The organism is Methylobacterium komagatae, from assembly GCF_042661665.1.
Lineage (GTDB): Bacteria > Pseudomonadota > Alphaproteobacteria > Rhizobiales > Beijerinckiaceae > Methylobacterium > Methylobacterium komagatae.
Map to the genome: position 1 here is coordinate 4,925,782 of NZ_JBHSWN010000001.1, position 14,390 is coordinate 4,940,171.

Consider the following 14,390-nt stretch of genomic DNA (forward strand, 5'->3'; position numbering starts at 1 on the left):
ACCTCAGCTCTTCAGCCGGTAGCCCGTGCGGAAGATGTAGGTGACGAGCCCGAGGCAGATGACGAGGAACAGCCCCGTCATCGCGAGGCTGACGCCGATGCTCACATCCGCCGTGCCGAAGAAGGCCCAGCGGAAGCCGCTGATCAAGTAGACGACCGGATTGGCGAGGCTTACCGCGTGCCAGAAGGGCGGCAGCATGCTCACCGAATAGAAGCTGCCGCCAAGGAAGGTGAGCGGCGTCACCACCAGAAGCGGCACGAGTTGCAACTTCTCGAACCCGTCCGCCCAGAGGCCGATGACGAAGCCGAACAGGCTGAAGGTCGTCGCCGTGAGCAGCAGGAAGCCGATCATCCAGAACGGATGGTCGATTCGCAGCGGCACGAAGAGCGACGAGGTCGCCAGGATGATCAGGCCGATCAGGATCGATTTCGATGCTGCCGCGCCGACATAGCCGAGCACCACCTCGACAGGGGAGATCGGCGCCGAAAGGATCTCGTAGATCGTGCCGGCGAAGCGAGGGAAGTAGATGCCGAACGAGGCGTTGGCGATGCTCTGCGTGAGCAGCGAGAGCATGATCAGCCCCGGCACGATGAACAGCCCATAGGGCACGTCATCCACGGCCGAGACCCGCGAGCCGATGGCCGCGCCGAAGACCACGAAGTACAGGGTCGTGGAGATGACCGGGGCGAGGATGCTCTGCCCGGCGGTGCGCCAGAAGCGGCTCATCTCGAAGCGGTAGATCGCCCGGATCGCGGGCCAGTTCATGCCGCCCATCACGCCGCCTCCCCACGCACCAACCCGACGAAGATGTCTTCCAGCGAGTTCTGCTCGGTGCGCAGGTCGCTGAATCGGATCCCCGCCTCTGACAGCGCGGTGAGGAGCCCGGTGATGCCGGTACGCTCGGCCTTGGTGTCGTAGGTGTAGACCAGTTCCTTCCCCTGCCCCGCGAGGGCCAGGCCGAAATGAGCGAGACTGGGCGGGACTTGGTCGAGGGGCGCCTGGAGCTGGAGGATCAGACGCTTGCGCCCGAGTTGGTGCATCAGCGCTGCCTTCTCTTCCACCAGGATGATCTCCCCTCCCCGGATCACGCCGATCCGGTCGGCCATCTCCTCGGCTTCCTCGATGTAGTGGGTGGTGAGGATGACCGTGACGCCCTGGTCGCGCATCTGGCGCACGAGGCGCCACATGTCCTGGCGCAGTTCGACATCGACGCCCGCCGTGGGCTCATCGAGGAACAGGACGCGCGGCTCGTGCGACAGTGCCTTGGCGATCAGCACGCGCCGCTTCATGCCGCCCGAGAGGGTCATGAGCCTGTTGTCCCGCTTGTCCCACAGAGACAGGGAGCGCAGCACCCGCTCGACATGGGCATGGTCGGGCTTCAGCCCGAACAGACCCCGCGAGAAGTTCACCGTGTTCCACACGGTTTCGAACGCGTCGGTGGTCAGTTCCTGCGGCACGAGGCCGATGGCCCGGCGGGCGGCCCGGTAATCGCGCGCGATGTCATGCCCATCGACGCTCACCGTGCCGGAACTCGGCGTGACGATGCCACAAACGATGTTGATGAGGGTCGATTTGCCTGCGCCGTTCGGTCCGAGGAGGGCGAAGATCTCCCCCCGCTCGATGGCGAGGCTGACGCGCTTCAGGGCGCTGAACCCCGACGCATAGGTCTTCGACAGGTCCGTAATGGAAATGATCGGCATTGCGCAGGGGCTGAATCCGGGGTGCCGGCCTATAGCATGCCCGTGTCGCCGCTCACGGTCCCACGCGTGTGCGGGCACACGTCCGGTGCGCCGCCATCATCCCCGTTCGGCGAAGGATTCCAGCATCTTCAAGCAGAACTCGCGCATCTTGGGGTCTCGGATGCGAGAGAAGGCCTTGATGACGGCCGCGCATTCGTCGCTCGCCGCTTCCTCGCCCGTCTCGGTAGCGGGCGGATGCGTAAAGGCCGTGAGTGGCAGGTCGAGGACGTCCGCGATCTGGCGAAGCAGCCGGGCACGCTCAGTCGCCGCACGATCCGTCTTGAAGGGAAAGACGCCCGCATCAGTCATGGTGCCGTCCACCCGCTAGCGCAACGCGGTCGCAGCCCTTACCCATCACATCATCCGCACTGCAGAATGCGACTACTTCAGCGGCAGATGATAAGCAAATTTCTATAGAACGATAGACCGTAGTAAAGGTCCATTTCCAGGGTATATATTGATGAGCGGGGTACATAGAGCGAAAACTGATATGGATCAATCGATGTGTATGCTGACCAGCATGCGGCGAAATTCAGAGGTTCCGACCATCGGTGGAGGGTCTTTTCCAAAGACATTCGCGCCGTCTCGGCGACATACGCAGCACAAACGCGCCACTGCCAACATCGAGCCGCGTCGGCAAATCACAAACGTGCGCGACGGCACCAGCTTACGTAAAGTTAACGTAGGCCACCCGATCGAAGTCAGTGTTTACCTTTCATCAAGGTTTACATATGGAAACGGTCGATCAAATCGTTACCGAGAAGGAAAGGACTCGCGAACGATCCGTTAATCGAGGAAATCTTCGGTCAGAGACGAACCGGAGAGACCGATGAGCGCCCGCCTCGAAGACCTGAAATTCCTCTTCACTCTCAGCACCGTGGTGCTGTTCGGCAGCGGGCTCGACATCATCCTCCGCTGAGGCGGTCAGGCTGCCCGTCTTTCGACTCGATGCAGGGATTCCAGTGCGCGATCAAGCGCTGCGCGGGCATCCACGTTAACCTGTGACGCGGCGCGTGGGGCGCAATCGACGAAGACCTGACGGGGAATGCGGTTCGCCGATGCGGGGCGGGCCGAAGACGTCGCCACCGCGTTGCCGGTGAGAAGCAGCCCGCGCAGTTCCGCCGCCCTTGCCCGGCGCTCGGTGCGCAAGCGGATGAGGCCGAGGACGAGCCCGGCCAATCCGGCGGCTTCCAGCACCAGAGCGAGAACGTAACCGAGTGCCATCTGACCGACCTGCGAGCTGATACCAGCCGAGCCGGAATTCTCTCCGCTCATGGTTAGCGGAGGCTTAATGACACTATGGCCTCACCACATGTCGAGGGCGACGCGCGCCTCATCGGACATGCGGCTCTGATCCCACGGCGGATCGAACACCATCGTCACCGTGCAGGATTGCACGCCCGGCACAGCCGAGACGGCGTTCTCGACCCAGCCCGGCATCTCGCCCGCGACCGGGCAGCCCGGTGCAGTCAGGGTCATGTCGATGGCGACCTTGCGGTCGTCGTCGATATCGACACGGTAGATCAGGCCGAGCTCGTAGATGTCGGCCGGGATCTCCGGGTCGTAGACGGACTTGAGCGCGACGACGATGGCGTCGGTCAGCCGGTCCATTTCCTCCGGCGGGATCGCCGAGGCGCCTTCGACGGCGGGTGTGTTGTTGCCGCCGGTGATGGTGGCGTCGGTGCTCATCGGTCTACCCTTCCCTCGCCGCGTTCAAGGCGCGGCCGGTTGTCGTCCATCAGGCGAACAGCATTTCCGCTTTCGCGAGCGCCTCGGCAAGCGCATCGATCTCGGACGTCGTGTTGTAAAGCCCGAACGAGGCGCGGCAGGTCGAGGTCACGCCGAAACGCGTCAGCAGGGGCATGGCGCAATGGGTCCCCGCCCGCACGGCGACGCCCTGCCGATCGATCACGGTGGCGATGTCGTGAGCGTGGGCGCCCTTCATCTCGAAGCTGACCACGCCGCCCTTGCCCTTGGCGTTGCCGATGATGCGGACGGCATTCATCGCGCCCAGGCGCTCATGGGCATAGGTGGTGAGCGAAGCTTCATGGGCCGCGATCTTGTCGCGGCCGAGCGTCATCATGAATTCGAGCGCCGCGCCGAGGCCGACAGCCTCGATGATGGCAGGCGTGCCCGCCTCGAACCGGTGCGGCGGATCGTTGTAGGTCACCGTATCCTCGGCCACCGTGCGGATCATCTCGCCACCACCCTGGTAGGGGGGCAGGCGCTCAAGCCATTCCTTCTTGCCATAGAGCACGCCGATGCCGGTCGGCCCGTAGACCTTGTGCCCGGTGAAGACGAAGAAGTCGCAATCGAGCGCGCGGACGTCGACCGGCTGGTGCACGGCGCTTTGCGCTCCGTCCAGCAGAACCGGAACGCCGTGAGCATGAGCGATGCGCACGATCTCGGCGGCAGGCGTCACCGTGCCGAGCACGTTCGACATGTGGGTGATCGCCACCATCTTGGTGCATCGCGAAAACAGCTTTTCGAATTCCTTGACGAGGAAGTTACCCTCGTCGTCCACCGGCGCCCACTTGATCACCGCCCCGCGACGCTCGCGCAGGAAGTGCCACGGCACGATGTTGGAATGGTGCTCCATGATCGAGAGGATGATCTCGTCACCCTCCCCGATCATCCCGCCCCAGCCCATCGAGCTGGCTACGAGGTTGTAGGCCTCGGTGGCGTTGCGGGTGAAGATGATCTCGTCCGTCGAGGCGGCGTTGAGGAACTGACGCGTCGTCTCGCGAGCGCCCTCGAACCCCTCGGTCGCCGCGTTCGCCATGTAGTGCAGGCCACGATGCACGTTCGCGTAGCCGGTTTGCATGCAGTTCACCATCGCGTCGATGACGGCGCGGGGTTTCTGCGCAGAGGCGGCGTTGTCGAGATAGACCAGCGGTTTGCCATAGACCTGCTCGGCCAGGATCGGGAATTCCTTCCGGATCTCGGCGACATCGTAGGTCGAGGTGAGGACGGGTGCGTTCATGGTCGCGACCTTCCGAGGACTTAACCGCTCCCTGGCGAAAACCTCATCCTGAGGTGCCGGGGCGAAGCGGAGGCCTCGAACGAGGCCTCCCGCTGGCATTGCGATCCCTGGACCCCTCCTTCGACGCGGCCGCCGCCGCAGCGCAGGATGAGGCCCAGGTTTTGACGGGCGCCTGAGCGGGGCTCAGCTTCGCGCCGCGAGCCACGCTTCGGTCTCGCCGATCAGCGCTGCGCGGGCGCCCTCATGCGTGACCGACTCGATGGCCTCGCCGAGGAAGGCCTGGACGAGCAGGCTCTGGGCGAGGGGACGCGGCAGGCCGCGGGCCATCAGGTAGAACAGCAGGTCCTCATCCGGCGCGCCGCAGGTGGCACCGTGGCCGCAGGCCACGTCGTCGGCGAAGATCTCCAACTCCGGCTTGTTCATCATCTGCCCCTCGTCGGTGAGGAGGAGGCAGTCGGACTTCATCTTGCCGTCGGTCTGCTGCGCGATCTGGCGGACGATGATCTTGCCCTGGAACACGCCGGTGGCATCGCCGTCGATGACCGTCTTGAACATCTCGCGGCCGACGCCGCCCACCGCTGCATGGTCGGCGAGCAGGGTCGAATCGGCGAGCTGTCCATCCCGCAGCATGGCGGCACCGTTGACGACGACGTTGGTGCCCTCGCCCGCGATGTTCAGGAAGATCTGATGGCGCGACAGCACGGCACCCGTCACCACGGCGACGGTTTCCAGTTCCGCCTCGTCATCGAGGCGCACGCTGATCGTCGAGAGGGCGACGGCGGCATCGCCCTCCTTGTTGATGCGGCTGTGACGGAAGGCGGCCTTCTTGCCGATCCGCACGTCGAGGGCATCGTTCGGCTGGTAGGTGACGCCGTTCGGCCCCTCGTGGCTTTCGAGGATGGTCAGTTCCGACTCGTCTCCAAGATCGACCAGCACGCGGGTGGCGGTCGAGAACGGCTCCGTCCCGGCGCCGACGAAGCGCAGGTGCACCGGCCGATCGATCTTGGCGCCTTCCGCGACCGTGATCAGCGCGCCATCCGCCAGGAAGGCAGTGTTGAGCTGATAGATCGGGTTGTCGCGCGCCTGCTCCACGGGAGCGAGGCGCTTCAGACGCGCATCGCTCTTGCCCATGGCGTCGTTGATCGGCGTCACGGTCACACCCTCCGGCAGGCCGGAGAGGTCGGACAGGGCGCGGATCAGGTGGCCGTTCACGAAGGTCAGGCGAGCCGCCTCGATCGATGCGAAGCCCGTGGCGGCGGCGACCGCCTTGCGCGCGGCCTCGGCAGAGGGCGCCTCGGCGGGCGGCGCGGCTTCAGTGATCGCGGCGCGCAGGTCGGTGTACTTGAACGCCTCGACCCGGCGGCTCGGCAGACCGGTCGCCTCGAAGAACTTGAACGCCTCTTCGCGGCCGATGGCCTCTTCAGTGGCGAAGCTCTTGCGCCCGGCCTCGAACAGAGCCGACAGGCCGGTCTCGGCGCCCGTGCGGAGGTTCTTGACCTCGGCCATCACGCGGCCTCCCCGGTGCGGTACTCGGCGTAGCCGGACGCCTCGGCTCGAGGGCCAGATCCTTGCCGCCCGTCTTCACGATCTGTCCCTTGGACATGACATGCACCACGTCCGGGACGATGTGATTCAGGAGCCGCTGGTAGTGGGTGATGACGAGGAAGGAGCGGCCTTCCGCGCGGAGCGCGTTCACGCCCTCGGAGACGATGCGCAGGGCATCAATGTCGAGGCCGGAATCTGTCTCGTCGAGAACGCAGAACTTCGGCTGGAGCAGCGCCATCTGGAGGATCTCCATGCGCTTCTTCTCACCACCGGAGAAGCCGACGTTGAGAGCGCGCTTGAGCATCTCCTTATTGATCTCGAGCTTGTCGGCGGCGCCGTTCACCGCACGGATGAAATCCGGAGTGGACAGCTCATCCTCGCCGCGCGCCTTGCGCTGGGCATTGAGGCACGCCTTCAGGAAGGTCATGGTGCCGACGCCGGGGATCTCCAGCGGGTACTGGAAGGCCAGGAACACGCCGGCGGCGGCGCGCTCGTCGGGGGCCATCTCCAGCAGGTTCTGGCCGTCGAGCAGGATCTCGCCCTCGAGGACCTCGTAGTCCTCCTTGCCGGCGATGACGTAGCTGAGCGTCGACTTGCCGGAGCCGTTCGGCCCCATGATCGCGGCGACTTCGCCGTCCTTCACGGTGAGGTTGAGGCCATTGAGGATGCGGTTGTCCTCGATCTGCACGACGAGGTTCTTGATTTCGAGCATAGGTCGTCAGTCCCGTAAAATAGCGGTCGACTCCCTCCCCGCGCCGGGGGAGGGAGGAGCTTCGTGCGTGTGGCTTAGCCCACCGAGCCTTCGAGGCTGATCGAGATCAGCTTCTGGGCCTCGACGGCGAACTCCATCGGCAGCTGCTGCAGCACGTCGCGGACGAAGCCGTTGACGATGAGCGCGGTCGCCTCCTCCTCGGAAAGGCCGCGCTGCTGGCAGTAGAACTTCTGCTCCTCGGAGATCTTCGAAGTGGTGGCCTCGTGTTCGAACACGGCCGAGGCGTTCTTCGACTCGATGTAGGGCACGGTGTGCGCCCCGCACTGGTCGCCGATCAGCAGCGAGTCGCAGTTCGTGAAGTTCCGCGCGCCCTTGGCCTTCTTATGAGCCGAGACGAGGCCCCGGTAGGTGTTCTGCGAACGCCCGGCCGAGATGCCCTTCGAGATGATCCGGCTCGTTGTGTTCTTGCCGAGGTGGATCATCTTGGTGCCGGAATCGACCTGCTGCATGCCGTTCGACACCGCGATCGAGTAGAACTCGCCACGGCTGTCGTCACCGCGCAGGATGCAGGACGGGTACTTCCAGGTGATCGCCGAGCCAGTCTCGACCTGCGTCCACGAGATCTTCGAACGGGCGCCACGGCAATCGCCGCGCTTCGTCACGAAGTTGTAGATGCCGCCCTTGCCGTCGTTGTCGCCCGGGTACCAGTTCTGGACCGTCGAGTACTTGATCTCGGCGTCCTCGAGGGCGACGAGCTCGACCACGGCCGCGTGGAGCTGGTTGTCGTCGCGCTTCGGGGCGGTGCAGCCCTCGAGATACGAAACGTACGAGCCCTTGTCGGCGATGATCAGCGTGCGCTCGAACTGGCCAGTGTCGCGCTCGTTGATGCGGAAATAGGTCGACAGCTCCATCGGGCAGCGGACGCCCGGCGGGATGTAGACGAACGACCCGTCGGAGAAGACGGCCGAGTTCAGCGTCGCGAAGAAGTTGTCCGTCACCGGCACGACCGAGCCGAGGTACTTCTTCACCAGCTCCGGATGCTCGCGCACGGCCTCGGAGATCGGCATGAAGATCACGCCGGCCTTCTCGAGCTCCTTCTTGAAGGTCGTGGCGACCGACACGGAATCGAAGACCGCGTCCACGGCCACCCGGCGCTCAGGGGCGATGCCCTCCAGCACCTCGACCTCACGCAGCGGGATGCCGAGCTTCTCGTAGGTCTTCAGGATCTCCGGGTCGATCTCGTCGAGCGACTCGGGGCCCTGACGCTTCGGCGCGGCGTAGTAATAGATGTCGTTGTAATCGACCTTGTCGTACGACACCCGGGCCCATTCCGGCTCCTGCATCGTCAGCCAGCGCTTGTAGGCGTCGAGGCGCCACTCGAGCAGCCATTCCGGCTCGTTCTTCTTGGCCGAAATGAAGCGGACGACGTCCTCGGAGATGCCCTTCTCGGACTTCTCCATCTCGATGGTGGTCTCGAACCCGTACTTGTACTGGTCGAGGTCGATCGAGCGAACCCGGTCGATGGTTTCCTGCACGGCAGGCATCAGCGTCTCCTGGCATGCCCGGCGTCAAGGGCCGGGAAGCGTGTGGATGTGGCTCGGGATACGGCCCTCAGGCCGCTCGCCCTCGCCTCTCATATAGGGATGTCGCCACCCGTTCGAAGGCGTGGAGGAAGCGCGACACATCTTCCTCCACGGTATTCCAGCCCAGACTCACCCGCAGCGCCCCCGCCGCCAGGGTGTTCGGAACGCCCATCGCCGCGAGCGTCGCCGAGCGCGCGACCTTGCCCGACGAGCAGGCCGAACCCGATGAGACCGCCACCCCCGCGAGATCGAGGGCGATCAGCGCCGCCGGGGCGTCGAGCCCCGGAACGGCGAAGCTCAGCGTGTTCGGCAGGCGCGGCGCCCCTTCCCCGAACACGACGGCATCCGGAGCCAGGGCGCGCATCCCCGCCTCGGCGCGATCGCGCAGGGCGGCGAGCCGTTCGGCTTCCGCGCGGAGGGATTCACCCGCGATCCGCGCGGCCTCACCCATACCAACGAGGCAAGGAAGGCTTTCGGTGCCACAGCGCAGGCGCTTTTCCTGGCCGCCGCCCCGAACGAAGGCGCCTTCGAGGGTGACGTCGTCGGCCAGGACCAGCGCGCCGACACCCTTCGGGGCGGCGAACTTGTGGCCTGAGAGCGTCAGCACGTCGAGGCCGAGGGCAGCGAAATCCAAAGGGATCTTACCCATCGCCTGTACCGCGTCGCTATGGACGAGAGTGCGGCCATGGGCTTGGGCCAGCGCCACGATCTCGGCGAGCGGCTGGACCACGCCGGTCTCGTTATTGGCCGCATGGACCGAGATCAGCACGGTCTCGTCCGTCAACGCGGCGAGTCGCGCCTGGAGCGCTGCGAGATCGAGGAGGCCCGACGGCGTGACCGGGAGGATCTCGACCGCCGCATCCGGGAATCGATGGCCCGCCGCGACGCAGGGATGCTCGCTCGCGCTGTAGAGAAGTCGCGTCGGGGCATCCCAGCCCCGGCGGCGCAAGGCGCCCGAAAGCACGGCGTTGGCCGCCTCCGTCCCGCCGCTCGTGAAGATCACCTGCGCCGGGCGCGCGCCCACAAGCGTCGCGACCTGATGGCGCGCCGCTTCCAGCGCCGCCCTCGCGGCCCGGCCCTCGGCATGAACCGAGGACGGATTGCCCGGCAGGGTCAGCGCGCGCGCCACCGCCTCCGCCACGTCCGGACGGACAGGGGCGGTCGCGTTATGGTCGAGATAGGCGCGCTTGTTCTCCATCACCGTAAAGCATCGTCTCCAATTCGCGCGAATTGCTTGCGCGCAGGGTGGCTCGCCGTGTTAAGGCGCGCCGAGAGAAATACCGGTCCCTCCGGCCGAGCAGATCCCGGCAGGCTATCGAACGGTGGATGAGCGCCGCTCTTTAGAATAGTTCTAATGACCTAGAATTGTTCTAAGAGTGCTTTTATGGCGTGCGTCCATTGAGTCAAGGTGGCTCGCTGCGGTGCAGGAACGGGCGGTCGAGGGCGACGGAGCGAAAGGTCAGACATGCCAGAGGTCATCTTCACCGGTCCCGCCGGGCGTCTGGAAGGCCGCTATCAGGCCCCCAAGAAGCGCGGCGCTCCCATTGCCATCGTGCTGCACCCGCATCCGCAATTCGGCGGCACGATGAACAATCAAATTGTGTACAATCTTTTCTACACGTTCGCCAATCGCGGCTTTGCAGCCCTGCGTTTCAATTTTCGCGGGGTCGGCCGCAGCCAGGGCTCGTTCGACCACGGCTCGGGTGAGCTTTCGGATGCGGCGGCGGCGCTCGACTGGGTGCAGGCGGTGAACCCGGAGGCGAAGGCCTGCTGGATCGCGGGCGTGTCGTTCGGCTCCTGGATCGGCATGCAGCTGCTGATGCGTCGCCCGGAGATCGAGGGCTTCATCTCGATCGCCGCCATGGCCAACCGCTACGACTTCACCTTCCTGGCGCCTTGCCCCTCCTCCGGCCTGTTCGTCCATGGGTCCGAGGATCGCGTGGCCCCCGCCCGCGAGGTGATGCCGGTGATCGAGAAGGTGAAGACGCAGAAGGGGGTCATCATCGAGCACCAGATCGTGGATGGGGCGAACCACTTCTTCGACGGCAAGGTCGATGAGCTCGACGCAGACGGTCGACACCTATCTCGATAAGCGCCTCGGCAAGCGGGAAGAGGCCGCCTGAGGCGCGGGAGAACGGGTGGGATCGGTTGTCGCCGTCCCACCCCTCACCTTGACGCCGGATGGCGTGGGGAATAGGGCCGCCCTTTCGAATTGCCCCCTGCGGAACGCATCCAGGCCTGATGACGGATAGCCCCTCCGAGCAACCGGTTGTCCTGCTGGTCGAAGACGACGGCCTCCTCTTGATGGAGGCCTCGGATACGCTTGCCGATGCCGGGTTCACGGTTCTGGAGGCTCCGCACGCCGACAAGGCCCTCGCTCTCCTGGAGAACCGGGACGACGTTGAGGTGCTGATGACCGACGTGGACATGCCACAGGGCTCGATGGACGGCTTCGCCCTGGCGCGCCTCGTCGCCCATCGCTGGCCGGGCATCCCGGTTCTGGTGGTGTCCGGCATGGGCACGCCCGGCCCGAACGACATGCCCGATGGGGCCCGCTTCATCCCGAAGCCCTACGAGCCGACAACCCTGGTCCGAACCCTGCGCTCCTTCATTCGTCGCGCGGCCTGAGCCATAAGGTTCACATCCTTCCGGCCGCGGCCGATCCGCACAGCGGCGGGCGCCCCGATCCGACGAGTCCCATGACCGACGAGACCCGACAACACCGGTTCGCGACCAAGGCGATCCACGCAGGCGCCGCCCCCGATCCGGCTACCGGAGCCCGGGCACAGCCGATCTATTTCACGAACGGCTTCGTGTTCGAATCCACCGAGCAGGCGGCCGACATCTTTGCCGTGCGCAAGACCGGCTTTTCCTATTCGCGCGGCTCCAACCCGACCGTCGCGGCGCTGGAGCGCCGTGTCGCAGCGCTGGAAGGGGCGAAGGCGGCCATTGCAGTCGCCTCCGGTCAATCGGCGGTACTGCTCGTGCTGATGACGCTGATGCGCAGCGGCGATTCCTACGTCGCCTCGCCGCGGCTGTTCGGCGGCTCGCTCGGCCTGATGCGCCGTCTCGACGGTCGCTACGATCTGAAGCCCCGCTTTGCCCGCGGCATGGAGCCCGCCGATTTCGAGGCGGCGATCACGCCCGACTGCAAGGCGATCGTCTGCGAATCCATCGTGAATCCCTGCGGCTTCGTGATGGATCTCGAAGGCATCTCGGCGGTGGCGAAGCGTCACGGCCTGCCGTTGATCGTGGACAACACCCTCGCCTCCCCGGCCCTGATCCGGCCGATCGAGCACGGCGCCGACATCGTCGTGCACTCGACCTCGAAGTTCTTGGCGGGGTCGGGACAGGTGATCGGCGGCGTGATCTGCGACGGCGGCACCTTCGATTGGGTGAAGGCGGGCGGCTACGACCTGATCAACCAGCCCTGGCCGGATTACGACGGTCTCGTCATCCCGGAGCGGTTCCCGGAGACGCCGTTCGCCGTCGCTTGCCGCCTGTTCGGCCTGCGCGACCTCGGCCCCGGCCTGTCGCCGATGAACGCCTTCCTGACGCTCACCGGCATCGAGACCCTGCCTCTGCGCATGGAGCGTCACTGTTCGAACGCGAAGGCCGTCGCGGCCTTCCTTCGGGATCACCCGGCAGTGGAATGGGTGAGCTATCCCGGCCTGCCCGGCCAGACCGGCGAGGCCAATGTCGCGCGCTACTCGCCGCAGGGACCGGGCTCGATCTTCACCTTTGCCCTCAAGGGCGGAGAGACCGCGGCAAAGAAGTTCATCACCTCGCTCGACCTCGTCTCGCACCTCGTCAACATCGGCGAGATCAAGACGCTGGCGATCCACCCGGCCACCACGACGCACCGGCAGCTCTCGCCCAGCGAGAGGGCCATCGCCTTCGTCGGGCCGGAAACGGTGCGCCTCTCGATCGGACTCGAGACCATCGAGGATCTGATCGCGGATATCTCTCAGGCGCTGGATCAGGTGGGTTAAGGGCCCAGCGCCCTGCATTTTCACCGCAGGGCGCTGTTCCAGTCACGGCCGCCGTAAAAGAGGCGAAGGATTACAACGCGATCGCCCTCGACGGCGAAGGCGACTGATATGCGCCGCTCGAAGCCTATAACCCAAAGATGGGGACGGATATCGTCGCGCAAACTTCCCCGCTCGGCGCCGTAGGCGAGGCCTTCGCAGAATTCCCGGAGTCTTCGATTGTACTGCGACGCGACTCCGGTGTCTGCGGCCTCCGCGACTGTATCGTAGATCGTTTCGAGGTCGGTGGCGGCGTCAGCAGTGTAGATGATCTGCCGACGCTTCACGCTTCGCCCTTAAGGTGCGCAGCCTGACGGCGGCGCATGCGCTCAGCCATGTCCTCGGGGGAGAGGCCCACTGTCGGATCTGCCTTCCACCGGTCGTAAGTCGCCGCAACGTCCTCGCGTATCCATCGCTCCACAGCGGCATCACGCTCCTGTAGCGCGCGGAGACCTGCTCGAACCACTTCGCTGGCGCTCGCGAAGGAGCCTGCCTTCACTTGCGCGTCGATGAACGAAGCCTGTTCCGACGGTAGGCTGAAGGTCCGTTTCTCAACACTTCCCATGCGATCCCCGCTTGAACGACGCGGTATGAGATTATCACACCGCGGCGCCACGCCTTACTTCCGACGCTCAAGGATCGATACGTAATTCGCGACTGCCGCGCCGCCCATGTTGAAGATCCCGGCGAGTTCGGCGCCGGGCACCTGCATCTCGCCCGCCTCGTTCATGAGTTGCAGACAGGCCATCACATGCATCGAGACGCCGGTCGCGCCGACCGGGTGGCCCTTGGCCTTCAATCCGCCCGAGGGGTTGACCGGAAGCTTGCCGCCCTTTTCCGTTAGTCCCTCTCGGACAACCCGAAACCCCTCACCCGGCGCCGCCAGACCCATCGCCTCGTATTCGAGCAACTCTGCGATGGTGAAGCAGTCGTGGGTCTCCACGAAGGACAGGTCCTCGTTGGCGATGCCGGCTTGGGCGCGCGCCTTGTCCCAGGCGCGGCGGGCTCCCTCGAAGGCCGTAGGGTCACGGCGGGAGAGGGGCAGGATGTCGTTGACCTGCGCCCGCGCCCGGAAACCAATGGCCCGTTCCAACCGCGCGGCGGTCTCCGCATCGGCAACGACGATGGCGGCAGCGCCGTCCGAGATCAGCGAGCAGTCGGTGCGGCGCAGCGGTGCGGCGACATAGGGGTTCTTGTCGGAGACCCTGTTGCAGAAGTCGAAGCCAAGATCCTTGCGCAGCTGCGCATAGGGGTTGCCCACGCCGTTGCGGTGGTTCTTGGCAGCGATGCGCGCCAGTTCCTCGCTGCGGTCGCCGTAGCGCTGGAAGTAGCCCGCCGCGATCCGGCCGAACACGCCCGCGAAGCCGCCCTCGATCTCGGCTTCCTCCTTCCGGTAGGAGGCGCCGAGCAGGATATCGCCGGTTTCGGCGACGGATTTCGCGGTCATCTTCTCGGCGCCGACCACGAGGGCGATCCGGCCTCGACCGCATTCCACGAAGTCGAGCGCCGCATAGAGCGCCGCCGAACCCGTGGCGCAGGCATTCTCCAGGTGGGTCGAGGGGACATGCGCCAGGGCGGGCTGGTTCAAGGCGACGAGGGAGCCTTCGAAGCCCTGCTTCGAGAAGCCCGTATTCATGACGCCGACATAGATGCCGTCGACCTCCTCCGCCCCGACGCCCGCATGGGTCAGGGCTTCGCCGGAAACGCGGGCGATCAGGCTTTCCACGTCCGGATCTTCGAGCTTGCCGAAGGGGTGTGGGCCCAGCCCACGATGCAGGCGCGCGTCATCGTTTCCTCTCC

13 protein-coding genes and 3 pseudogenes are annotated in these 14,390 nt (G+C 65.5%); 3 read left to right on the forward strand and 13 right to left on the reverse strand.

All coding sequences use genetic code 11. From position 1 onward, the window contains the following. Positions 1 to 3: 3 nt before the first annotated feature. The 10 genes and pseudogenes from ACFQE0_RS24235 to ACFQE0_RS24280 all read right to left on the reverse strand — a co-directional run bounded on the left by ACFQE0_RS24235 (position 4) and on the right by ACFQE0_RS24280 (position 9,760). Positions 4 to 765: an ABC transporter permease gene (locus ACFQE0_RS24235; protein WP_378975680.1), complete on the reverse strand. Its 762-nt coding sequence runs from the start codon at positions 763 to 765 to the stop codon at positions 4 to 6. A gap of 8 nt (positions 766 to 773) precedes the next feature. Further along, positions 774 to 1,700, reverse strand: coding sequence for an ABC transporter ATP-binding protein (locus ACFQE0_RS24240; protein WP_378974171.1), 927 nt, complete (start codon positions 1,698 to 1,700; stop codon positions 774 to 776). A 96-nt stretch (positions 1,701 to 1,796) separates the two neighbouring features. After that, positions 1,797 to 2,048 carry a hypothetical protein gene (locus ACFQE0_RS24245; RefSeq protein WP_378974173.1) on the reverse strand — a complete coding sequence of 84 codons (252 nt, stop codon included), beginning with the start codon at positions 2,046 to 2,048 and terminating at the stop codon, positions 1,797 to 1,799. 615 nt (positions 2,049 to 2,663) lie between these two features. Beyond that, the gene (locus ACFQE0_RS24250; RefSeq protein WP_378974175.1) at positions 2,664 to 2,963 is read right to left on the reverse strand and encodes a hypothetical protein; all 300 of its coding nucleotides are present in this window, start codon (positions 2,961 to 2,963) and stop codon (positions 2,664 to 2,666) included. Between the two features lie 81 nt (positions 2,964 to 3,044). Continuing rightward, a complete protein-coding gene (locus ACFQE0_RS24255) occupies positions 3,045 to 3,428 on the reverse strand; it encodes an SUF system Fe-S cluster assembly protein (protein WP_378974177.1) in 384 nt (127 codons plus the stop codon). A gap of 49 nt (positions 3,429 to 3,477) precedes the next feature. Beyond that, on the reverse strand, positions 3,478 to 4,722 hold the full coding sequence (locus tag ACFQE0_RS24260) for a cysteine desulfurase (RefSeq protein WP_378974180.1): 1,245 nt from the start codon (positions 4,720 to 4,722) through the stop codon (positions 3,478 to 3,480). 183 nt (positions 4,723 to 4,905) lie between these two features. Next, the gene (locus ACFQE0_RS24265; protein ID WP_378974182.1) at positions 4,906 to 6,228 is read right to left on the reverse strand and encodes a SufB/SufD family protein; all 1,323 of its coding nucleotides are present in this window, start codon (positions 6,226 to 6,228) and stop codon (positions 4,906 to 4,908) included. After that, positions 6,228 to 6,979, reverse strand: a pseudogene (gene sufC, locus ACFQE0_RS24270) (Fe-S cluster assembly ATPase SufC). Before sufC ends, ACFQE0_RS24265 begins: the two are co-directional and overlap by 1 nt. 74 nt (positions 6,980 to 7,053) lie before the next feature. After that, positions 7,054 to 8,523, reverse strand: coding sequence for a Fe-S cluster assembly protein SufB (gene sufB, locus ACFQE0_RS24275; RefSeq protein WP_378974188.1), 1,470 nt, complete (start codon positions 8,521 to 8,523; stop codon positions 7,054 to 7,056). Positions 8,524 to 8,590: 67 nt separating this feature from the next. Next, positions 8,591 to 9,760 carry a cysteine desulfurase family protein gene (locus tag ACFQE0_RS24280; RefSeq protein WP_378975682.1) on the reverse strand — a complete coding sequence of 390 codons (1,170 nt, stop codon included), beginning with the start codon at positions 9,758 to 9,760 and terminating at the stop codon, positions 8,591 to 8,593. A gap of 267 nt (positions 9,761 to 10,027) precedes the next feature. Here ACFQE0_RS24280 and ACFQE0_RS24285 point away from each other — a divergent pair. From ACFQE0_RS24285 to ACFQE0_RS24295, 3 genes and pseudogenes are all read left to right on the forward strand, one after another. Next, a pseudogene (locus ACFQE0_RS24285) lies at positions 10,028 to 10,685 on the forward strand (alpha/beta hydrolase). A gap of 118 nt (positions 10,686 to 10,803) precedes the next feature. Beyond that, on the forward strand, positions 10,804 to 11,190 hold the full coding sequence (locus ACFQE0_RS24290; RefSeq protein ID WP_378974190.1) for a response regulator: 387 nt from the start codon (positions 10,804 to 10,806) through the stop codon (positions 11,188 to 11,190). 71 nt (positions 11,191 to 11,261) lie between these two features. Continuing rightward, positions 11,262 to 12,554: an O-acetylhomoserine aminocarboxypropyltransferase/cysteine synthase family protein gene (locus ACFQE0_RS24295; RefSeq protein ID WP_378974193.1), complete on the forward strand. Its 1,293-nt coding sequence runs from the start codon at positions 11,262 to 11,264 to the stop codon at positions 12,552 to 12,554. Positions 12,555 to 12,574: 20 nt separating this feature from the next. Here ACFQE0_RS24295 and ACFQE0_RS24300 read toward each other — a convergent pair whose 3' ends face one another. The 3 genes and pseudogenes from ACFQE0_RS24300 to ACFQE0_RS24310 form a co-directional block, all read right to left on the reverse strand. Further along, the gene (locus ACFQE0_RS24300) at positions 12,575 to 12,877 is read right to left on the reverse strand and encodes a type II toxin-antitoxin system RelE/ParE family toxin (protein ID WP_378974195.1); all 303 of its coding nucleotides are present in this window, start codon (positions 12,875 to 12,877) and stop codon (positions 12,575 to 12,577) included. Then, positions 12,874 to 13,155 carry a type II toxin-antitoxin system ParD family antitoxin gene (locus ACFQE0_RS24305; protein WP_378974197.1) on the reverse strand — a complete coding sequence of 94 codons (282 nt, stop codon included), beginning with the start codon at positions 13,153 to 13,155 and terminating at the stop codon, positions 12,874 to 12,876. The genes ACFQE0_RS24300 and ACFQE0_RS24305 overlap by 4 nt, the downstream gene beginning before the upstream one ends. Before the next feature lie 54 nt (positions 13,156 to 13,209). Then, positions 13,210 to 14,378, reverse strand: a pseudogene (locus ACFQE0_RS24310) (acetyl-CoA acetyltransferase). Between the last annotated feature and the right edge of the window lie 12 nt (positions 14,379 to 14,390).